This is a genomic window from Streptomyces poonensis (genome assembly GCF_014650915.1).
In the GTDB taxonomy this organism is placed as follows: domain Bacteria; phylum Actinomycetota; class Actinomycetes; order Streptomycetales; family Streptomycetaceae; genus Streptomyces; species Streptomyces poonensis.
This window is the reverse complement of record NZ_BMVW01000009.1, coordinates 108,904-129,884: the sequence shown is the minus strand read 5'-3', so window position 1 is coordinate 129,884 and position 20,981 is coordinate 108,904. Positions and strand designations below refer to the sequence as shown.

General features: G+C 68.5%; 17 protein-coding genes and 2 pseudogenes. 5 read left to right on the top strand and 14 right to left on the bottom strand.

All coding sequences use genetic code 11. The features are described from left to right. Window positions 1–75: 75 nt before the first annotated feature. The 3 genes from IE242_RS39470 to gnd (IE242_RS22280) form a co-directional block, all read right to left on the bottom strand. Window positions 76–1,050 carry a DUF4158 domain-containing protein gene (locus IE242_RS39470; protein ID WP_444545842.1) on the bottom strand — a complete coding sequence of 325 codons (975 nt, stop codon included), beginning with the start codon at window positions 1,048–1,050 and terminating at the stop codon, window positions 76–78. Between the two features lie 24 nt (window positions 1,051–1,074). Beyond that, a protein-coding gene (locus IE242_RS39465; protein WP_444545841.1) for an IS630 family transposase occupies window positions 1,075–2,168 on the bottom strand; the annotation gives its coding sequence in 2 pieces (ribosomal slippage) (window positions 1,075–1,721 and window positions 1,721–2,168; 1,095 coding nt in all). 74 nt (window positions 2,169–2,242) lie between these two features. Continuing rightward, window positions 2,243–3,694, bottom strand: a complete 1,452-nt coding sequence (gnd, locus tag IE242_RS22280; protein WP_189862179.1) for an NADP-dependent phosphogluconate dehydrogenase — start codon at window positions 3,692–3,694, stop codon at window positions 2,243–2,245. A 775-nt stretch (window positions 3,695–4,469) separates the two neighbouring features. Here gnd (IE242_RS22280) and gnd (IE242_RS22275) point away from each other — a divergent pair. Beyond that, window positions 4,470–5,357: pseudogene (gene gnd / locus IE242_RS22275) on the top strand (NADP-dependent phosphogluconate dehydrogenase); the annotation flags it as partial. Window positions 5,358–6,197: 840 nt separating this feature from the next. Here the strand turns inward: gnd (IE242_RS22275) and panD are convergent. Then, window positions 6,198–6,623: an aspartate 1-decarboxylase gene (gene panD, locus IE242_RS22270; RefSeq protein WP_189861970.1), complete on the bottom strand. Its 426-nt coding sequence runs from the start codon at window positions 6,621–6,623 to the stop codon at window positions 6,198–6,200. 522 nt (window positions 6,624–7,145) lie between these two features. Here panD and IE242_RS22265 point away from each other — a divergent pair. Then, the gene (locus tag IE242_RS22265) at window positions 7,146–7,577 is read left to right on the top strand and encodes an efflux permease Rv1217c-related protein (RefSeq protein WP_189861967.1); all 432 of its coding nucleotides are present in this window, start codon (window positions 7,146–7,148) and stop codon (window positions 7,575–7,577) included. A gap of 172 nt (window positions 7,578–7,749) precedes the next feature. On the opposite strand, the gene IE242_RS22260 is transcribed toward IE242_RS22265, so the two are convergent. The 10 genes and pseudogenes from IE242_RS22260 to IE242_RS22220 all read right to left on the bottom strand — a co-directional run bounded on the left by IE242_RS22260 (window position 7,750) and on the right by IE242_RS22220 (window position 17,607). After that, window positions 7,750–8,013, bottom strand: coding sequence for a hypothetical protein (locus IE242_RS22260; protein WP_189861966.1), 264 nt, complete (start codon window positions 8,011–8,013; stop codon window positions 7,750–7,752). A 33-nt stretch (window positions 8,014–8,046) separates the two neighbouring features. Further along, a complete protein-coding gene (locus IE242_RS22255; protein WP_189861965.1) occupies window positions 8,047–8,466 on the bottom strand; it encodes a hypothetical protein in 420 nt (139 codons plus the stop codon). A 25-nt stretch (window positions 8,467–8,491) separates the two neighbouring features. Next, window positions 8,492–8,794, bottom strand: coding sequence for a hypothetical protein (locus IE242_RS22250; RefSeq protein WP_189861963.1), 303 nt, complete (start codon window positions 8,792–8,794; stop codon window positions 8,492–8,494). Window positions 8,795–9,548: 754 nt separating this feature from the next. Further along, window positions 9,549–10,049, bottom strand: a complete 501-nt coding sequence (locus tag IE242_RS22245) for a transposase family protein (RefSeq protein ID WP_229859277.1) — start codon at window positions 10,047–10,049, stop codon at window positions 9,549–9,551. Between the two features lie 236 nt (window positions 10,050–10,285). Then, on the bottom strand, window positions 10,286–10,447 hold the full coding sequence (locus tag IE242_RS22240; RefSeq protein WP_189861961.1) for a hypothetical protein: 162 nt from the start codon (window positions 10,445–10,447) through the stop codon (window positions 10,286–10,288). Between the two features lie 259 nt (window positions 10,448–10,706). Beyond that, window positions 10,707–14,218: pseudogene (locus IE242_RS22235) on the bottom strand (DNRLRE domain-containing protein); the annotation flags it as partial. 276 nt (window positions 14,219–14,494) lie between these two features. Next, entirely contained in the window at window positions 14,495–14,620 is a 126-nt protein-coding gene (locus IE242_RS39550; RefSeq protein ID WP_506417251.1) for a DUF8839 family protein, read from the bottom strand. A 343-nt stretch (window positions 14,621–14,963) separates the two neighbouring features. Continuing rightward, the gene (locus tag IE242_RS22230) at window positions 14,964–15,653 is read right to left on the bottom strand and encodes a potassium channel family protein (RefSeq protein WP_189861959.1); all 690 of its coding nucleotides are present in this window, start codon (window positions 15,651–15,653) and stop codon (window positions 14,964–14,966) included. Next, window positions 15,646–16,986, bottom strand: a complete 1,341-nt coding sequence (locus IE242_RS22225) for a TrkH family potassium uptake protein (RefSeq protein ID WP_189861957.1) — start codon at window positions 16,984–16,986, stop codon at window positions 15,646–15,648. The genes IE242_RS22230 and IE242_RS22225 overlap by 8 nt, the downstream gene beginning before the upstream one ends. Before the next feature lie 222 nt (window positions 16,987–17,208). Continuing rightward, window positions 17,209–17,607, bottom strand: coding sequence for a GbsR/MarR family transcriptional regulator (locus IE242_RS22220; RefSeq protein WP_189862177.1), 399 nt, complete (start codon window positions 17,605–17,607; stop codon window positions 17,209–17,211). A 23-nt stretch (window positions 17,608–17,630) separates the two neighbouring features. Here IE242_RS22220 and IE242_RS22215 point away from each other — a divergent pair, with 23 nt between their 5' ends. The 3 genes from IE242_RS22215 to IE242_RS22205 all read left to right on the top strand — a co-directional run bounded on the left by IE242_RS22215 (window position 17,631) and on the right by IE242_RS22205 (window position 20,924). Further along, entirely contained in the window at window positions 17,631–17,999 is a 369-nt protein-coding gene (locus IE242_RS22215) for a hypothetical protein (RefSeq protein ID WP_189861955.1), read from the top strand. A 35-nt stretch (window positions 18,000–18,034) separates the two neighbouring features. After that, window positions 18,035–18,883 carry an efflux permease Rv1217c-related protein gene (locus tag IE242_RS22210; RefSeq protein WP_189861953.1) on the top strand — a complete coding sequence of 283 codons (849 nt, stop codon included), beginning with the start codon at window positions 18,035–18,037 and terminating at the stop codon, window positions 18,881–18,883. A gap of 508 nt (window positions 18,884–19,391) precedes the next feature. Continuing rightward, window positions 19,392–20,924 (top strand): alanine/glycine:cation symporter family protein, encoded by a 1,533-nt coding sequence (locus IE242_RS22205; RefSeq protein ID WP_189861951.1) that lies wholly within the window; start codon window positions 19,392–19,394, stop codon window positions 20,922–20,924. Window positions 20,925–20,981: the final 57 nt, after the last annotated feature.

Sequence of the window (20,981 nt, the reverse complement as noted above, 5' to 3'; positions counted from 1 at the left end):
GGTGCTCTACGATCGCCACGCGGGCGCGTGTCACATAGGCGCGCGTCAGGTCGAGCGCCCGCCATGCCGCCTCGTTCATCCGGGGTCGGTGAGGTTCTGGAATTCCTTCATCGTGTCTCTGCGCTCGTTTGGGCGGAGGTGTTGGCCGGGGTGCGGGGGCGGGGCACGGCGGCCAACGCAAGGTCGAGCCGCTTGCTCATGTCCAGGCGGAAGGTGCCGTATGGGTTGATATTCGACCAGAACAGCGCGGTCAGACCGCGCCGGTCCTCGGCGCTCAGCTTCTTCGCCCACTTCGGCTCGGCCAGGACCTGCTGGAGCAGCAGCGTGTTGACGTGCACGAGCGTGGACTGGAGCAGGTGCAGCGCGAGCATGGACGTCTCGGCGTGCTCCTTGTCCGGTCAGCTTGGTGATCTCCGTCAGGAGCGATTCCAGGCCCACCGCACCCGGGTCCCGCTTCAGCGAGGCCAGCAGTGCGGTTCCTTCCTCGTTGCCGTCCGCCACCAGGCCCAGCAGGCGGAGGGCGCACGTCCCACCCAGGCGGGCGACGGTTTGCGCGCAGAAGACGCGGTCAGCCCGTGCCCGCGCAGCGGCCACGATCCGCTCGATGCGGCCCGGGGGCTCGACGCGGTCGCTGCGGCACTGCACGAGCAGGGCCTCTCGCAGTTGGTCCTCCACCAGCTCCACCGGGCAGACCTCATCGGCGAGCCAGGCGGTCAGGCGTTCCTCATCAGCGCGGGTCGCCGGGCGGAATCCGAGGGCTTCGCGGATCTGCGTACGGTGGCCCTTCGCGGAGCGGGACGACAGGTCGTCCTTCGCCAAGTCCTCGGCCGGCACCCTGACCACGTCGGCCACGTAGTCGACCGCGGCCGGTGGGAACTCCTCCACGAACTTGGGGAACCGGCCCTCCAGCTCGAAGAACTTGAGCATCAGCACAAATCCGAGCCTGGTCGGGCCGGACTTGTTCGCGACCAGGTCCCAGTCGCCGCCCACCGGCGTCCAGAACGCCACCACGTCCTCGGGCGACCACTCCCGGCGCATGAACGTTCCCACCCCTCCGTCGACTACTCGTTCGGCCTACTGATCTCTTCTGGCTGTTGTCGGGTGATCGGTCAATCCGAGGCCGATGCCGGTGAGGCAGCCGTCGATCAGGTCGGGGCGGTACTGGATGTGCCGCAGGCCGCGGCGGAGGGTGCGTTCGAGGTGGTCGTCGTCGGCGAAGGCGACGTTGGCCAGCGGGCCGCGCCGCAGCAGCGACCAGACCCCTTCTACCGGGTTGAGATCCGGTGCGTAGGAGGGCAGGTGGACGATGGTGAGCCAGTCGTGCTCGTCCGCGTACCGGCGCATTCCGGCGGTCCGGTGGGTGTTGAGGTTGTCCCAGATGAGGACGATGGGGGCCTTGCGCTGAATGTGGGCGCGGACGATGAGGTCGCGATAGTCGGTCCAGGCGAAGCTGTTGCGTCCGGTGCCGCGGTGCTTCCGGTGGCGGCGGGGCCGGTAGATCAGCCGGGACGGCTCGCCCGGCCGGTAGCAGCACAGGGCGGCGATGGAGCAGCGGCGCCAGGACCGGCCGCGCACCCGCACCACCGGCGTGTGCCCGCGCCGGCCCCGGGTGCGGGCCCGCGGCGGGGTCATGCCGAACCCCGCCTCGTCCTCGAAGACGAGGAAGGCCCCGAGCGCCGCCGCGGTCATTCCGCCCGCGGCCACACGTCCTTCTTCCACAGCTCGACGGCGTGCTCGTCGCGTTCCATGGCCCGGCGGGCGGGCGACTGCCAGGACCAGCCGTGCCGGTGCAGCAGCCGCCACACCGCCGCCGGCGAAACGTCCAGGTCGAACCGCCACAGGATCAGTGCCCGGATCCGGGCCAATGTCCAGCGCTGGTCCTCCCAGCCGTGCTCGGCCGGGCCTCTGGCCAGCTCCTGCTCGAGCTCGGCGAACCGGTCGTCGGACAGCTTGGGCAGCTTCGGCGGTCCGGCCGAGGCCAGGGCGGCACGGCCGCCCTCGCGCCAGGCCCGCCGCCAGCGCTCCACCGACCGCTCGCTCACCCTCAGTTCCTTCGCGATCACGGCATTTCTCTCGCCCCGCGCGAACCGCTCACCGGCCTCGAACCGAATCCGTTCCCGGAACTGCCGCCGCTCGGCGGTCAGCCCGCCGCCCTGCGCGTACCGCATACCACCGGCCTACCGCAGGGATCCCCACCCGTCACCCTCTCCGACAACGCCCCGAGGAGATCAGTAGGACGGGCTCAGTGCGTGGAGTGCGTCACATCGACCTCGGTTCGATCACCTGACCAGAGGGTGTGGAATGTGCCCTCCCTGTCCGTACGGCGATAGGTGTGGGCTCCGAAGAAGTCTCGCTGACCCTGGACGAGTGCGGCGGGAAGACGCTCCGCCGCAAGCGAGTCGTAGTAGCTGAGCGCGGAGCTGAAGCCGGGGACGGGGACGCCGGAGAGGGCGGCGGTGGCGACGATACGGCGCCAGGCATCCTCACCTTGGGTGACAGCCTGCGCGAAGTACGGCGCTTCCAGCAGCGTGGTGATGTCCGGGTTGTCGGTGTAGGCCTCAGCGATACGGTCGAGGAAGCGGGCACGAATGATGCAACCGCCGCGCCAGATCTTGGCGATGCGGTCCTTGTGGATGTCCCAGCCGTACTTCTCAGCACCGGCGAGGACGGCGTCGAAACCCTGGGCGTACGCGACGACTTTCGAGGCGTAGAGGGCCTTGGCCACGTCATCGGCGAAGCCAGCATCGGCCTTCTGTGGCTGCGGGCGGGAGGCAGCCGACCGCCGTACGGCGGCGCGCTGCGCCGGCTTGGCCGAGACGGCACGGGCGAACACGGCTTCCGCGATGCCGCCCACCGGGACACCGAGGTCGAGGGCGTTCTGCACGGTCCACACACCGGTGCCCTTCGAACCGGCCTGGTCGAGCACGATGTCGACGAAGGGCTTACCGGTGGCGGAGTCGACCTGCCGCAGAATCTCGGCAGTGATCTCGATCAGATACGACTCCAGGGAGCCCTTGTTCCACTCGGCGAAGACGTCCGCGATGGCGTGCGGCTCCAAGCCGCCCACGGTCCGCAGCAGATCGTACGCCTCGCCGATCAGCTGCATGTCGGCGTACTCGATGCCGTTGTGGATCATCTTGATGAAATGTCCGGCTCCGTCGGTGCCCACGTGCGTGACACAGGGTTCGCCTTTCGCGACCGCGGCGATCGAGGCGAGGATCGGTCCGAGGGTCTCGTACGATTCCGCCGATCCACCGGGCATGATCGACGGGCCGTTGAGCGCGCCTTCCTCACCACCGGAAATGCCGACGCCGACGAAATGAACGCCCGTCGGGGCGATCCGCTTCTCCCGCGCAATGGTGTCCTGGAAATTGGCGTTACCGCCGTCCACGATGATGTCGCCGGGTTCGAAACGCTCGGCGAGCTGGTCGATCACCGCGTCCGTGCCCGCCCCTGCCTTGACCATGATGATCGCGGTGCGCGGCCGGGCCAGTGACGCGACAAAGTCGTCGATCGTCCCGGCGGCGACGAATCCGGCCTCAGGATGAGCGGCGACGAGTTCCTCGGTGCGGGCGTGGGTGCGGTTGTATACGGCGACGGTGTTTCCCTCGCGGGAAGCGAGGTTGCGCGCGAGGTTCGATCCCATCACCGCCAGTCCGACGACGCCGATGTTGGCTGTTTCGTTGGTGCTCATGTCTGCCTCTTCCGGTTGTCGAGTGTCAGAACAGAACCGAGGAGCATCTTTCCCGAGCCGAAGGCGCCCAGCGCTTCGAAGTCTGGAAAATGTGGGCGAAGACCGGTCCGACGGCCAGGAATCTATCGGCAAGCGCCGCCGCGATCACCTTGTCGACCTCGTCGTTGCAGCGAAGCGCGCCGGCAAGGTGGAGTTTCCTGGCGATGGCATGCGCGATCGGCACGGGCTGGTCACCACTATCAGATGGCCCACCGGGCCGCCTCCGGCGTCGCCTCTGACGTCGAACACGAGGCCCCGGTGATTACCCGAGGACTTGATCACCACGTCCGCGCCACCGGTGGTCAGGAAGTCGTCCGCGTCGAGGGTGCGTATCGCTTTTCGTCGACTGCATTCTCCGCCTCATGGACCTTCGCCTGCGGATCGACCGGCGCGTTCTCTGCGGCGATGACCCGTGCGGCCACCACGACGGCGAGGGCACCGGCGGGACCACTTCGACGATGCGGAGGCGCCTACCGACAAAGGTCGCCCGCCTGCGAGACGGCGTGCCAGGCGACGGTTGCTGGCTCCGGCAGGGCCACGCCGCGCAGGTGCCCGAGGCACCAGCAGCGCATCTGACACTCCGTCATGGAAGTCAGCATTAAGTCAGCATCAGCACCGTCAGGGCCCGCCTGCGACCGCCACGAACCGTCAAGATCAAGCATGGCGTTAACCGCAGCTGACCAGCCAAAATGTAGGTCACAAGCACATCTGTTAGCCTTCCCCGAAAGTACCCGGGAAGATGGTGCACAACGGCATCGAATACGCCGACATGCAGCCGATCGGCGAGGCGTACCAGCTGCTGCGCGACGTCGCGGGCTACTCCCCCGCACAGATCGCGGAGATCTTCCGCACCTGGAACACCGGCCGCCTCGACTCCTACCTGATCGAGATCACGGCGGAGGTCCTCGCCCACGTGGACGCGGCGACCGGCGGGCCGTTCGTGGACGTGGTGCAGGACCGGGCCGAGCAGAAGGGCACGGGCCGCTGGACGGTGCAGATCGCGCTCGACCTGGGCGCGCCGGTGTCCGGCATCGCGGAGGCGGTGTTCGCTCGCTCCCTGTCGGGGCACGCGGCACTGCGCGAGGCGTCGCGCTCCCTCGCCGGCCCGAAGCCCACCGCGCTGGGCCAGGCGGAGGCGGCCGCGTTCGCGGACCGGGTGGAGCAGGCGCTGTACGCGTCGAAGATCGTGTCGTACACGCAGGGCTTCCACGAGATCGCCGCGGGCAGCGAGGAGTACGGCTGGGACATCGACCTGGGCGCGGTCGCCTCCATCTGGCGCGGCGGCTGCATCATCCGGGCGGCGTTCCTTGACCGTATCCGCGCCGCGTACGACGCCCGCCCGGACCTGCCGAGCCTGCTGTCCGACGAGACGTTCGCCCAGGAGATCGCGGCGGCCCAGGACGACTGGCGCGAGGTGCTGGCCACGGCCACCCGCCAGGGCGTGCCGACTCCCGGCTTCTCGGCGGCCCTCACCTACTACGACGCCCTGCGCGCCGAGCGGCTTCCCGCGGCCCTGATCCAGGGCCAGCGCGACTTCTTCGGAGCGCACACCTACCGGCGCGTCGACCGCGAGGGCTCGTTCCACACGCTCTGGGGCGGGGACCGGTCGGAGGTCGATGCCTGACCGGGCCGGCCGACCGGTCGATGCCTGACCGGGCCGGCCGGCCGGTGGCGTGGCGGTACCTGACCAGCTGCGGCCGGCCATGGGGCGCGGAACCGGACCGGCTGCCCGGCAGCCGGTCCGCGGCGCGCGGCTCACCCCGCTGCGGCCGATCGCGCGTCGCGACCCCCACCCCGCTGCGACCGGAAGTGACCGGCCCGACGGTGGCCGGACAATCCGAATGGTGGCCCCGGACGTGCCGGTGGCCGGACCTGCCGGTGGCCCGCCTGCGGCATCTTCCGCACCCGGGCCACCGCTCGTCGCCGCTCCGCGCCCTGCGCCGTGCGCCCTGCGCGCGTTCCGGCCCCACTCGGGACGGTGCGCCCGCTCAGGTCAGCGGCCCCGGCTGCGGGCCCGGCGGAACGGGGCCCGGCGGAATCGGATCCGGGCTCGGACCGGGCGGCACCGGGTCGGGGTCCGGGCCCGGCGGCACCGGATCCGGGTCGGGGGCGGGCGGGACCGGGTCCGGGCTCGGGCCCGGTGGGACAGGATCCGGGCTGGGGCCCGGCGGAGTCGGGTTCGGCGGCACGGGGTCCGGGCCCGGAGCGGGGTCCGGGCGTCCGGGGGGCGGGCCCGGCTTGGGGCCCGGCGTGGGCCCTGGTGTCGGTCCCGGCGGTACGGGGTCGGGGTACGGGTTGGTCATCGGTCCTCCAGCCATGCGGTACGTCGGCTCTGGACTTTTCCCCCGGTTACCCGTGCGCCGCGCCCGCACTCACCCCGTCGCGCGACAAGTGGGCGACCAGCCGGTCCTGTGCCGCGCACGCAGCGTCGGCCGCAGCCGTCAGCCGTCGCCCCCCGGCGAGCTCAGACCGAGGCCGTGACGGCCTGCGGGCTGCGCTCCTGGTCCGTGCCCGGCACCGGCTCGGAGGGGTCCGCACCCAGCGCCACGATGCGGTTGTCGGCGTCCACGTGCACGACTCGCGGCTTCAGCGCCCGCGCCTCGGCGTCGGATACCTGGGCGTAACTGATGATGATCACCAGGTCTCCGGGGTGGACGAGATGCGCGGCGGCCCCGTTGATACCGATGACCCCCGACCCCCGCTCGCCCTCGATGACGTACGTCTCCAGCCGGGCGCCGTTGTCGATGTCGACGATGTGCACGAGCTCACCGGGCAGCAGGTCGGCCGCGTCGAGGAGATCGGCGTCGATGGTCACCGATCCCACATAGTGCAGGTCGGCCTGGGTGACGGTGGCGCGGTGGATCTTGGACTTGAACATTGTACGCAGCATGGATGCACTCCTGCAAGTAGGCTCCCTGCCTGCGTTTTTGCAGGTCAAGGGCTGTTTCCATACCTTACAACCAGTCGCATGTTCGAGCAGCTTTCCCCGGGTTTTTCAGGACTCATGCTGACCGAATGCTGACTTTTCTGACGGTGCGTCAGACGTCGGTGAAGGGTGCTCCGGGGCGGACGCACCTCCTCGCGCCGCCCCTCACGGACGGGTCGCGGTCAGCGTACGCAACGGACCCCGAAGACCGTCATGACGCTCGCCACAGCGGGCCCGGCCACCTCGACCGTCCAAGCGAACAAGATTCCTAGTCTGGTCCGGCGGCGCGCAACATAACCGCTGATCACCGGTTACCCGAACCGGCGCTCCTTTTCGATCATTGTTTCGCCCTCGCGGTGTTGCTTGGCAGTGCCACGCGACGGGCTTCACCCAACCCACGAGTAATCGATGTCGGGCCGACTTCCCCATTGGGCTTCCGGCCGACGTCAAGGAGCGCTCCGACCTTGAAACCGCACCCGGACGAGAGTGCTCACCGGCGAGACCGCCGCCGCGCTCGGCGGCGTCATCGTGTTCACCACCGTCGCCGGCCTCGCCACCTGGACCCGGACACTGGCCGCCGACGCCGACCTCGGGCTCGCCGCCGCGCTGGCCGGGGCCTGGAACGTGCTGCCCATCGTGCTCCTTTGCCTGGGCGCAGGTGTACTCGCCCTGGGCTGGTCACCAGGCGCGGTAGCCGCCATCGGATCGCTTCCAGCCGCAGGCGGTTTCCTGCTGAAAGTCATCGCCGAAAGGTCCGGATTGCCTACATGGCTGGGCCAGCTGTCCCCGTTCGCGCACCTGGCCGCCGTACCCGCCGATCCCGTCAACTGGCCCGCCGCCTTCCTGATGATGGCCCTCGCCACGCTCACCGCAGCCGCAGGTACCGTCGGCTACCGGCTACGGGACTTGCGCAACTGAACCGTTCCGGGTTCGGTGGAGGGGCCGGTCTGTACCGAACCCGGAACGGTTCAGTGACGCAGGGATACCTTGCCCCTCCCGCCAAAATCCTTAGCAGCAGCCCGAGCCCGAAAACGCCAGTGGGGCTTCCCGCCCACAAGAACGAAAAGCCCCACTTGTCTGCTTGCGCCGGTCAACCGGCCATGGCCGCCACGACCAGCGCAACAGCCGCACCGCACAGCAGCACCACAAGCGGCCATGCCAGCCGGCCGCGCCCGGTACGCCTGCGCCACAGCACCAGCCACAGCGCAGACGCCGCCACGAACACGACCGTCACACCGCTCAGCTCGCCCTCCCGCCACGCCACCCGCACGGCGCCAGGGTTAGCACCCCATACAAGGAGCGCAACGAGGACGCCCATGGTCAGCGCACACACCGCTTCCAGCAGCCTGCTCATACGGCGCCCTTCTTCTCCGGCGTGTCCGTCAGGTCAGTGCGCGGGCGGAACGGACGGCATGACCTCGACGGTCTCCCTCTTGCGGCCTTCTGCGTCCGTGCTGGTGGATCGTTTCTTCCCGGCCCGGGGACCGGTCACGGACGCCTGGGGCGGATCGGACTGCGCGATCTCGACGCGCGTCTTGACCATGAGGGTCTTGCCGTTTGCGTCCTTGACCTCCTTGCCGTCCGCCCCGATCAGCGGCAGCTCTTCGGGTATCTTGGACTCGTCCACCGTGCCGTCGGGGTTGACCCACTCCGGGGTGGGCGGCGCCGACGGCACCGCGGCCTTCTCGGCCTGCCCGCTGTCGGCGGGGCGGGGCGCCTCATCGGCGGAGGCGTGCGCCGTCAGGGCGCCCAGCGGCAGCACCCCGGCCACCGCTCCCGCAGCAAGGGATACACGGGTCTTCTTCATGCGTGGTGTCTCCAGTCCTTGCAGGCTACGGCTCGATGAAGTGCTGTCCGGACCAGATGGGAACGTTGCCTCCGCACCAGGTGCCGCCGTAGTAGACGGTGGACCCGGCCTTGGTGGCGTAGTAGCCGCCGCAGGGAGGCGCGACCCAGAAGTCGTAGGCGAGTGTCATCCTGGAGGTCTCGGTGGTGTTGGCGTAGCCGCTCCAGGTGCCGTCGGGGTATTGGGTGCCCATGAGCTGTCGGCACACTCCCCACTTGGCGCCGTTCCAGTAGAAGTACTGCCATCCGGTCTTGAGGTTGCCCGGAGCCGGTTCCAGACCAGGATGCACGCCTGGGAGAAGGGAATGCCGGAGGAGGCCAGCCCGTAGGACTTGGCCAGCCGCCTCCGCTGCCGTGGGAGACCTCCGCGTAGGTGTACAGGCACTTGGAGGAATCGGTGTTGGATCACACCTCGTCGGACTGGTACACGACGTGCGTCTGGGTGGCGGTGGCGGTGGCGGACACCAGCATCAAGGATGCGCCGAAGGTGCTCAGGGCACCGAGCGGCCGGGTTAACCGGCGTCTTGCCCGTGACGCCGGATGTCGGGTGAGTTTCACAGGGCTCTCCTTTTCTCTTGTTCGTGCACGGCTGATGCGGGCCGGTGGTGCGGCCCCGCACACGTGTCTGACCTTATGGCATGTCCGCGCCCGATTGAAATGTTCGTTTGATTCCGGGGGCGTGGAGGGGGAGACCGAGCGTGCTATCCAGTCGGCGCGCAGTGCCAGCTTGAAGTCCGCCAGGTCAGGGTGGATGAGGGCGACGTCGTGGATGAGTTCGGAGAAGGAGGCGCGAAACATGGCTTCGCCATTGCGGGGGGGTGATGATGGGGCCGTGGTCGGGTTCGTTCAGTGGACCCACCAAGGCGACTCCAACCGGCCCGGTCGCAGATATCTCGTTGAGATCAGGCGTCGTGGGGTGGCTCCGGAGGTCGGTTTGATCCGGCCCCACCGGGAGATGTGCAAGCTGAAGTTGCGGGCGGGTGTGCGTGAGCATCGGGATACTCGTGCCGGTCGCTGGCAGGTGACTGTCCTGAAGATCGTCCGTCATCGGGCGACTTCGCGGTTCGTGAGGACCAGCAAGGCCCTGAACAGGGCGGTCACCCAGGCGGGGTCGATGCGCACCTTGCCAAGGACGCGCCAGTTCTCGAGGTGGGCAAAGCCGTGCTCGAGGGGTGCCCGGACGGCCGCCGGTGCCGTGTTGGACAGCTTCTGGCCTCGCGTCAGGGGCCGGTTCCGGGCGGCCTTGTAGCCGGTGATCACCGCCGGGTCGGCGTCGGGGCCGCCATTGTCGAGGCCGACGAATCCCTGGTCGGAGATGACTCCAAGCCCGGTTTCCCGCAGTTTCTGGGTGAGCTTGTCGCGCTGGCAAGCGGTGATCTCCGAGGTGCGCCCGGGGCGGGCTGCTGAAATCCACAGCAGCTGGCCCCGGTCGTCGGTGAGGGCGATCACGAGCAGGCCGTGGCATTTGTTCTTACCGGAGTAGTTCTTCCGGTTATCCTCCCGGTTCTGCGCCGAGTACACATCACCGACGATGCCGCCGCCCATTCGTGCGATCTTCTTCAGGGTTCGTCAGACAAGCAATCAACTGGCATGACCCGGGACGTAGGGATGCTGACCAGCACAGATGACCTGAGTCACCGAACCGGAACCAACACTGGCCCAATGTCGCTACTGGCCGTTCGGATCTTCCTAAGATGCCATCACCAGTGGAATGCCCGCCCCGGGCTGTTTCCGGAACGGGCATTCTCAGTGGAGGCGCTCTCACACCTCGACGGGGCCGGTCACCGGCTGGTGAACTTCACAGCGGCTCCCGCGATCAGGATCGCCAGTCCCAGCAGGAGCACGGGAAGGCCAGGGCCTGGAAGGACATACATCAGCGCGCCGATCACGGTGGCCACAGCGCCGACCGACATCAGTGCAACGCCGGCGGAGGACTTGGACACAGATCTCCTAAGTTGGTGTGTTCTGAATGGGTACTGGTGGCTGCCCGGTCCGGTGGGCCGGGCAGCCGGGGACAATAGCCCCAGTAGATTCTCGACTTGTAGACGTAGGTTCTGCGGTAGGTCGTTGTCCACCACGAGGTCTCACTGAACCTGAAGTTGGTGGACGTCTTACGGTAAGTGATCTTGTCCTGGTACTGGGTCGTGTAGACCGAGACCCACTCGGCGAGGACCTTCTCACGGCTCCAGGACAGTAGGGTGCAGCGGACACCACGCTGGGTGCGCCAGCCGGAGCGTCGGTCTGGCCCCACTTGGCCACATCGGCCGCGCCCATGGCCACCGGGGCCGTGGTGCCGGTCAGCGGCACGTTGTAGACGACGGCCGTGGTGGCCGTGCCGGTCGCCTGGTCCTTGCTGCCGGCCGCGAGCGTGGCGCGCTGGACCGACAGGAGCATGCCGTCGGAGGCTCCGGCCACCGAGGTGACCTTGCCGTAGTCGAACTTCCACGGCAGCTGCCCCGGCGGCGTCAGGGAGGTGACGCGTCCGGCCGAGTCATAGGTGTACTCGGTCTTCAGGGCCGGGCTGATGCGCGGGTCCCAGGTCTGCCGCAGCCGGCCCTGGTCGTCGTAGGCGTAGCGGGCGACCGTACGGGCGGTGGCGCTGGTGGCGCCGGGCTCCGTGGCCCACAGCTTCAGCTCGGACACCTGTCCGGCGATGTCGCCGAGGGCACTGCTGGTGGCGGTCGTCGAGGGCGCGTAGACGAAGTCCAGGACCTTGCAGCCACGTGTGGACGGGGTGGCCTCGCACGTGGTGGCGGTGGCGGCGCTGGTGGCTCCGATGATCCTCTTGGGCCGGCTCAGCTTCTTGCCGTCGACGGTGACCGCTTCGGAGACGACCAGGCTCTCATCGCCCTCGATGCCGGACTGGACCGAGCTGGACAGCTGCCAGGTGGTCGCGTCGGCGGCGGCCTTCTTGAACGTGGTGACCGCGCCGTCGTCCTCCTTCAACGTGAAGGAACCACCGGAGAACGTACCGGTGAGCGTGAGCTCTTCGAAGCCCGGCTCGGAGACCCAGCCGGTCTTGTCCTTGTTGGCGGTGAAGTAGACGGACGAGCCGTCGGCGGAGACCAGGTCGACCGAGGTGCCGGACGTCTGCTCGATGTGCGAGTAGCCCGAGTCCACCTCGGGGGCGACGGTTCCCGACACCCACTCCTTGCCGAAGATCGGGGCCTGACCCTCCTGCTTCGCGCCCTTGTCGGGCACCCGCGAGGACGCCGTACGGTTGACCGCCAGACCGAGAACCTCGGTGTCCGACGCGCTGATCGAGTAGTCGCCGTTCAGCAGGTTCACCGAACCGGGCCCCACCTGGGAACCGGCCGCGCCGTCCGCGTTGCGGTCGATCACCACGGCCAGAGGCTGGGTGCTGCCGGAGGCGGAATCGGGGCCGGTGAAGTCGGCCTTGATCTCGACGGCACCGTCGGGGTCGACGGTGGTGGTGGCGTTCCAGGTGAGGACCGCGTTCTTGCCGCCTGTCAGCGGCACCGGCCACGCGGTGAGCGGCTGCCCGTCCTTCAGGACATCCCCGGCCGGTATCTTCGCCCACGGGTCGGCTTCGGAGCGACGCCAGAGGAACGACACAGAGTCGTACTTGTCGGCGTCTGCCTCGGCGGCCAAGGGGAGCCGACGCGCGGTGCTCTGGCCCTCGCCGGGCTGGAGGAAGCCGCCGGGCCCGGCGTGGAAGATGTACTCGATTGCCTCGGACTTGTTGTCCGCCTTGTCGACGGCGCGGACCTGCAGGGTGTGGGTGCCGTCCTTGGGCGGGGTGATGCTGAGGACCTTGTTGGCACTGGCTCCTCCGGTGGCCGCCTTGGTCCAGGTCACACCGTCGAGCGACCACTCCAGCCAATTGTGGTCGGCGGCGGGCGGGGTGACGGTGAAGGACCCGGGCTGGCCCGCGCCCTTGACCCAGGCGTTCGCCGGGTAGTCCGTGGAGACGATCTTCGTCGGGGCGGCGGGGGCCTTGGTGTCGACGGTGAAGGTCTTCCAGGCCGACCAGCCGTTGTTGTAGTGCGTGCCGTCGTACGGTGACGTGCGGAACTTGTACGTCTTGCCGTCCGTCAGCACGCCGGAGGGGACGGTCACCGAGGCCGCCTGCCCGGAGGGCACGTACTTCGACACCAGGACGTTGCCGACCTGGGTGTTGGTGGCGTTGTCGTAGATCTGGAAGGTGCCGTTGACCTTGTCGCCGTCGGCGTCGACGAAGGTGTCACGCAGCGTGGGCGTGGTGGTGTTGACCACATAGGCGCCGCTGTAGGAGATGTACGGCGGGCCGGCCTCCTGCTTGGTTCCGGTGCGCGGCCGGTAGTTGTAGTTCACCACCAGCTTGGGCGGGTTGGAGGCGGCATTCGGGGAGTTGACACGCTCCCACTGCGCCACTACCGACTCGCCGGAGGCCTGGATGCCCATGTGGCCGCGGGTGGCCTTGGCCGAGGCCCACTCCTGCACCAGGGTCGTCACGTCGGCGTTGATCCAGCCGTCCGGCTGGGTGGAACACCCGCTGTTGCCGCGGGTCTCGGTGGAGGTCGCCTTCTTCGCCGTCATCGTCGGACGGTTGGTCCACCGTGACGAGGTGGAAGCCGCACCGGAGGACCACACCTCCCAGGGGTGGAGCTTGCAGTCGGTGTTGCCCGAGTGGAAGTTCCACAGGGAGAGCTTGGCGTCGAGCACCAGCGCGTCTTGGACCGGCGTGGTGTTCCAGGTGATGAAGGACTGTGCGGTGCGTGGGGTGCCGTCGGCGTTGGTGGTACCCGGGTTGCCGAAGTCCAGCTCGTCGTCGTTGGACCAGTCGACGGTCTCGCCCTGCTGGACGTAGGTGTCGAAGACGTTGGAGAGCGAGGACGTGGACGAGTCGACGGTGACCGGGTACTGGGTGTCGGGGTCGGCGAGGAACTCCGCGTCCGGGGTGACCACCAGGTCGACGTTGGAGCCCTTCTGGACGACCTTGAGGCCGACCTTCGCCTTGCGGGTGTGCTCGCCGGACCGTTTGTCGACGGTGGCGTCCCACAGCACCGGAGCGGGCATCACGGCCCGCTTCTTGTTCTTCTTGTCGGTGAACACCACGCTGCCGTCGGCCAGTTGCCTCGCTTTCAGCCCCTTGGCCTTCAGCGGCAGTGTGTAGGAGTAGTCGGTGCTCTCGGGCCGCTTCTTGATGTCGACGTACTGCTCGAAGCCCGGTACGGGTGGCCTATACGACCACGTCCGCGCCCGGCACCGCGTTGACGTACTCCGCGCGCGTCCCGTCCAGCTTCGGCTTGGGCAGCCCGCCCTTCCACTGGAGGGTGATCAGTTGGTCGCCGTCACCCAGCGTCACGTGGTCGGTGGCCTTGGCGGTCACGCGCGGCCTTCAGAGAAGCAGCGGGCTTCCCGGTCTTGCCGGCCAGCCGCAGTCCGCGCGGGTGCGCCCTGGACTCGACCGCCCCTCCGCCCTCCTGGACCAGGTCCAGGTCGACGTGGCGCCACTGCCCCGTGGCTTCGTCCCGGAACCGGACGGGCCCGGCGGTCAGTTCGGTGGTGAGTGAACCGTCCTTGTTCGCCCAGGTGGTGGAGGTCTCCGTACGCTCGGAGAGCGCCTCCACCCGCTTTCCTGACAGTCGTGCGGCGACTCGCGCGGACGGGATGTCCGCAGCCTGTGTGGCCGCCGCCCCCTTGGGCTCCGTGGGGCTTTGGGCGACTGGAGCAGCGGCAACATACGCGCTGTCCAGCAACGTGACGGCCAGGGCCAGGGCCAGGGCCAGGCTTCCCGCTGTCCAGCGAGTGCTTCCCTCGGGCCAGGGACGTCTGCGTCTTCGGACGCAGCCTCGTGAATCATCGTAGTTTTCCGGTCACTTCACTTGCCATCACAGGTGTGATGTCGCCGTGAAAGTACCTTGAGTAAAAAGGCAGTAATCAGCGGCAAGTGATCGCAAAGTGAAAGCTGTCCGTCCAGTCAGCGACAGAGATATGCGTCACATCGCGGTGGCGTACAGCCGCGCAACTCGCGCCGGTGCGCACATTCATGACGATCCGGGTGGACTGTCCCTGGGCCTGCTGCTGGGCGGCGTACTCGTCTGCGGCCAGGAGCCGCGGGGGCCGCCGGCCGGGAAGTGCTCCAGGACGATGCGCGTGCGCGGGTCGGACATCAGGACGCTTCCTGGTCGGTGAAGATCGTCAGTGGCGCGCCGGGCGGTCAGCCCGGCCAGGTCGGCGCGCACCCGGGTGTCCTTGTTGCGGAGGACGGCCGCCGGGTGGGCCTCGGCCCACGCGAGCAGCTGTCTTACCTACTCCATCGGGGTAACGGCAGCCGTCTCGGTGGTGGCCGGGGTGGTGCCAGCGGTCTCGTCCGCGTCGAGCTGGCGCTCCTCGGCGCCCACGGCACGGCCATGCTGCGGCGATGTTCGGCGGCCCGTTCCTGTTCTCCTTCCCGCGGGAGGACCGTTTGTGAACACCACCGGAATCTGCGGGCCGTTGTCCGCCGCGCCGCTCTTACTGAAGTTCGCTGAAGCGTTCGGTTGCTCGGGTGTGTCCGGCGACGATGATCGTGTCGTTCGCTTCTACGATGGTTTCAGGAGTGGCGTAGGTGAAACCTTCGCCGGGGCGTTTGATGGCGACGACGGTGATGCCATAGCGGGACCGGACGGCGCTGTTGGCCAGGGGGAGGCCGATGATGTCAGCGGGCGGAGTGGTTTTGACCATGGCGAAGTCGTCCTCGAATTCGATGTAGTCGAGCATACGGCCGCGCACCAGGTGGGCGACGCGCTGGCCCATGTCGTGTTCGGGGTAGACGACGTGGTGGACGCCGAGCTGGGTGAGGATGCGTCCGTGCGCTTCGCTGGTGGCCTTGGCCCAGACGTTCTCGATGCCGAAGGAGATCAGCAGGGAGGCAGTGAGGATGCTGGCTTCCAGGTCGGTCCCGATGGCTACGACGGCTCGTTCGAACTCGTGGACACCCAGCTGGCGCAGGGCGTCCTCCTTGGTGGAGTCGGCCCGCACTACATGGGTGAGGGAGCCGGAGAGGGCCTGGACGACTTCGGCGTTCTCGTCGATGCCGAGGACTTCGGTTTCCTCGTCGACGAGTTCCAGGGCCAGGGCTCGGCCGAAGCGGCCCAGGCCGATGACGACGACGGAGCTCTGCGGGCCGGTTCGCCGTTTCTTGGGGCTGGTCTTCCTAGCCAATGACAGGTCGCTCCTCTGGAAGGTCGTACAGGCGGACGCGCTGGCGCAGGGCGAGCGCGGAGGCGACGGTGATGGGGCCGAGCCGGCCGATGAACATCAACGCGATCAGCAGCAGCTGCAAGCCGGAAGGCAGGTCCGCGGTGATGCCGGTGGACAGTCCGACGGTGGCGAAGGCGGAGGTGACCTCGAACAGTGACTGGTCCAGGCTGTAGTCGGTGAACACCATGAAGACCACGGTGGAGACGGCGACGGCGGCCACGCTCAGGAGCACCACGGTCAGGGCCTGACGCTGGAGGTCACCGTGCAGGCGGCGGTGGAAGATGTTGACCGCGCCCTCGCCGCGGATCTCGGCGTGAATGACGAAGAACAGCACGGCGAAGGTGGTGACCTTGATACCGCCGGCGGTGCCGGCGCTGGCGCCGCCGATGAACATCAGCACGTCGGTGCCCAGCCAACTGGCGGGGTTCATCTGGGATGTGTCGATGCTGTTGAACCCGGCGGTACGCGGCATGACGCCCTGGAAGAAGCCGGCCAACAGCTTCCCGGGGACGTTCAGAGCGCCCAGGGTGGCGGGGTTGGACCACTCGATGCCCGTGATGAAGGCGCTGCCGCCGAGCAGGAAGATGCCGGAGGCCCACAGCACGATCTTGGTGTGGAGGGACCAGGCCCACGGCCGGTGCCAGCGGCGGCGCAGCTCGAACAGGACGGGGAAGCCCAGTCCGCCGGCGATGACCGCCAGCGCGATGGGCAGGCAGATCCATGGATCGGTGACGAAGCCGATCAGGCTGTCGGAGTAGAGGGCGAAACCGGCGTTGTTGAACGCCGAGACGGCGTGGAAGACGCCCAGCCACAGCGCCCGCGGCCAGGACTCGTCGTAGGCGGTGGCGAACCGCAGGGTGAGTACCAGTGCAGTGATCGCCTCCAGCAGCAGGCTGACCTTGGCCACACCGGTCACGACCGAGCGGACATCGCCCAGCTCCAGGGTCTTGGTCTCCGCGGCGGCCGTCAGGCGCGCTCTGAGGCCGATGCGGTTGGATACCAGCAGAACCAGCAGGGAGGCGAAGGTCATGATTCCGAAGCCGCCCACCTGGATGAGCGCCAGGATCACCGCCTGCCCGAATCCACTCCAGTAGCCGGGGGTGTCCACCACGGCGAGGCCGGTCACACACACCGCGGAGGTGGAGGTGAACAACGCCTCCAGCGCACCCGCAGCGCCCGGCCCCGCCTTGGCCGCCGGCAGCATCAGCAGACCGGTCCCGGCCACGACGGCCGTGGCGAAGCCGGCCACGACCGCTTGCGCCGGATGCCGAAGACGCGGCCACCGCCGACTCACCACAACACGTCCGCTTCACGGACAGGCACCACGATTGTTCGCACCGGGAGACCATAGACAACGGCCGAACCGTCCTCGGCATCGGACCCTGCCGACTGCCCTCTGCCGTGTCTGAGCTTGCGCCATGCGCCCTCGAGCACGCACCCGTCCGCGCGTCCTCGCCGCTCTTCGGCCGTTCTCCAGGGCTGGCGGCCTGGGCCTGAGTACCCGATGCCAAGAAGGTCAGCGGCGTGACCTCTCTGCTTGCCAGCGCTCCACCAGGGCAGGCAGCTCACGGAACATGAAGCCGTAGAAGTCACGCATCTCCGCCAGGCGCCGGGCGGCGGGGGTGTCGGCAACGGCGGCGGCGATGCCCTGGTCGGCGGCCTCGAACATGGCCTGCACCATGCCGTTCTGGGCCGACATCAAGATGGCCCAGGCGCCGTCGCGCAGCCGGTAGTGCTCGCGACGGCTGCCGGAAGCTGGCACCCTTTCGATCAGTCCGACGGTGGACAGCATCTTGATGGCCCCCGATACCGATCCGGAGCTGATGCCCAGCCCCTCAGCCAGCTCCGGAGCGGTGACACTGTCGGTGTCGGCGAACAACAGAGCCGCCAGCACCCGGGCGGTCGCCTTCTGCAGACCCCCCCTGGGCCAGCCACATCATGAGCGAGGTCGAGTCGGTCGCCGACCGCGTGGCCATCATCCGCGACGGCCGCCTGGTCACCACCGACACCGTCGCCGGACTGCGCACCCGCTCACTCCTGCAGGTGCGGATCGACTTCGCCGCACCGGTCACCGCCGAGGAGTTCGCCGCCCTGCCCGGCGTCACCGACCTCGCCGTGACCGGCACGGAGCACGGCGCCATGCTCACCTGCCGCCTGGACGGCAGCCCCGACGCACTGGTCAAGGCCGCCGCCCGGCACACCGTCACCGGGCTGCGCGCCGACAACCAGGACCTGGAAGAGCTGTTTCACGCGTACTACACCGGCGAGCACTTCACCGCCGACGCTCAAGCCGACCGCGTCGCCTGATCTCCTGCTCCCGCCACTCCTCCGAAGGACGTGACATGACGGCCGTTCGAGACAACGCCCTCTCCCGCGCCACCCTGCCCGGCACCTCCGGCCCCTCCCGCGCATTCAGCCGCTCGGCTTACACCAAGACCCTGTTCGACAACCGGCGCATCCTCGCCGTCTGGGCACTGGCCACCGGCCTGCTGGCGATGGCATACGCCGGCTTCTATCCACAGCTCACTGCGGATGCCTCCGACAGCGTGCCCGAGGCGATGCGCGGGTTCGGTTTCGATGACCTGACCTCGGCCGCCGGGTACCTGCAAGGCGCGGTGTTCGGGTTACTGGTGCCATTGCTGGTCACCTTCTACGGGGCCGCCACGGGCGCCCGGATGATCTCGGCCGATGAGGAGTCGGGCTACCTGGACCTGCTGCTGGCCCACCCGGTCAGCCGCACCCGGCTGCTCCTGCACCGCATCGCCGCGCTGGCGACCGGAGCCGTGCTGATCGCCGCCGTGGTGCTGGGCGCCCTGCTGGCCGTCCGCACCAGCGCGGAACTGGACTCGATCTCCGCGGCGGGCTTCACCGCCCAGGCCGTCAACCTGGCGCTCCTGGCGCTGGTGTTCGGGGCGCTGGCCACGGGAATCGGCGCGGCCACCGGCAAGGGCCGGGCCACCGTGTTCGGCGTCACTGCCGGAACAGGCGTACTGGCATACGCGTTCCATGGCTTCGCGCCGCAGATCGGTGCCGACTGGCTGCGCCATCTCACGCCGTTCCACTACTACATCGGCGGCGAACCGCTGAAAAACGGCTTCCAGCTCGCTGACGCGGGCGTTCTGACCGCCACCAGCGCCGTGCTCATCGGGCTGGGAGCCTGGCGATTCGACCGCCGCGACATCGGTCGCTGAAAAGCCGCTCTCCCCTGTCGGCTGGAGCACGCGTACGACCCCGCCGGCATGCATGCGGCCGCTCCAACTCATCGCCACACGCTTCACGCCACCGCCATCGGCGCCCACCTGCCGGACCGGCCCGCAAGAGCCTGCGAAATCGCCGTGCCACCATCGACGCCTGTCGCACAGCGAGAAGGTGTCCGATACACGGATCAAACCGTCCGGATAACGGTCTGATCTCGCTCGCTGGCGATTCCCGAAAACACTTACGGTTACGTGATCTGCGTCACTCATGAACCCGTGAAGATCGTGGTACAACAGCGCAACTCCGCAGGTGGCACCACCCCTCGCCGCACGGTGGAGCGTCGGCTCACAGGCCGGCAGTACGACCAGGGTGATCACGGTCCGAGTCCGCGGACCGCGCGCTCCCGGAGTCGCCGATCGGACAACGGCGTTCGCTCACGTACCGCACATTCTCCCGGCCCAGCCTTCCCTGCGCCGGTACCGCGCCATCGAGGTAACCATCGTGTCACTCGACTCCCTCACCACGTCCGTCGACGAAGCCGTCAGCGGATTCTTCGAGCCCATAGCCACCTGGCTCGGAGAAGTCGTCTTCTACGCCGTCCCGGTCGCCGGTACGGACCTGCCCCTCATCGTGGCGTGGCTGGTGGTCGCCGGTCTGGTCTTCACCGCCTGGTTCGGGCTGATCCAGGTCCGCAAGTTCAAGCTCGCCATCGACGTCGTGCGCGGGAAGTACGACGAGAAGGGGTCGGCCGGCGAGGTCAACCACTTCCAGGCCCTGACCGCCGCCGTCTCCGGCACGGTCGGCCTCGGCAACATCGCCGGTGTGGCCGTCGCCGTCTCCATCGGCGGCCCCGGTGCCACGTTCTGGATGATCCTGTGCGGCCTGCTCGGCATGGCCACCAAGTTCGTCGAGGTCACCCTCGGCGTGAAGTACCGCGAGGTGCACGCCGACGGCACCGTCTCCGGCGGCCCGATGCACTACCTGCCCAAGGGCCTGGCCGAGCGCTTCGGCAAGAACGGCAAGACCCTCGGCAAGGTGCTCGCGGTCCTCGCCTCCGCCATGGTGCTGTTCTTCGGCCTCTTCGGCGGCAACCTCTTCCAGGTCAACCAGTCCTACGCCCAGCTGGTCTCCGTCACCGGCGGCGAGGACGGCGCGATGGGCTCCTCCGCGGGCGCCCTGTTCTTCGGCATCCTGGTCGCGGCCCTCGTCGGCATCGTGCTGCTGGGCGGCATCCGCTCCATCGCCAACGTCACCAGCAGGCTCGTCCCGGCCATGGCGGGCATCTACATCGTCGCCTGCCTGGTCGTCATCCTGGTCAACGTCACGGCCGTCCCGGACGCCGTCGGCACCATCATCGAGGGCGCCTTCAACCCCGAGGGTGTCGCCGGCGGTGTGCTCGGCGCGCTGATCATCGGCTTCAAGCGGGCGGCGTTCTCCAACGAGGCCGGTCTGGGCTCCGCCCCGATCGCCCACTCCGCGGTGAAGACCAAGCACCCCGCGAGCGAGGGCCTGGTCGCCCTGCTGGAGCCGTTCATCGACACCGTCGTCATCTGCACGATGACCGCGCTGACCATCGTCATCGCCAACCCGGCCAGCTGGGCCGACGCCCGCGCGGGTGAGGACATCGGCGGCGTCACGATCACCTCCGACGCCTTCGAGACGGTCCTGCCCTGGTTCCCGTACATCCTCACCGTCGCGGTGCTGCTGTTCGCCCTCTCCACGGTGCTGACCTGGGGCTACTACGGCCTCAAGGCGTGGACGTACCTCTTCGGCCGCAGCCGGGCCAGCGAGCTGGCGTACAAGGTCGTCTACACCGTCTTCGCCGTCGCGGGCTCGCTGCTCACCCTGCAGACGCTGATCGACCTGGCCGACGCCGTGCTCTTCACGCTCGCCGTCATCAACATCATCGGTCTCTACCTCCTCGCCCCCGTCGTCAAGCGCGAACTGAACTCCTTCCTGGAGTTCGTCCGCGCCCGCAACGCCGGTGAGCTCAGCGAGGACGACGACCAGGAGTCGGTGAAGACCACCGTCTGACCGCGCCCCCGCGGCCCGGCTCCTGAGCGGGCCCGTACACACCTCGCGCCTTGGTGT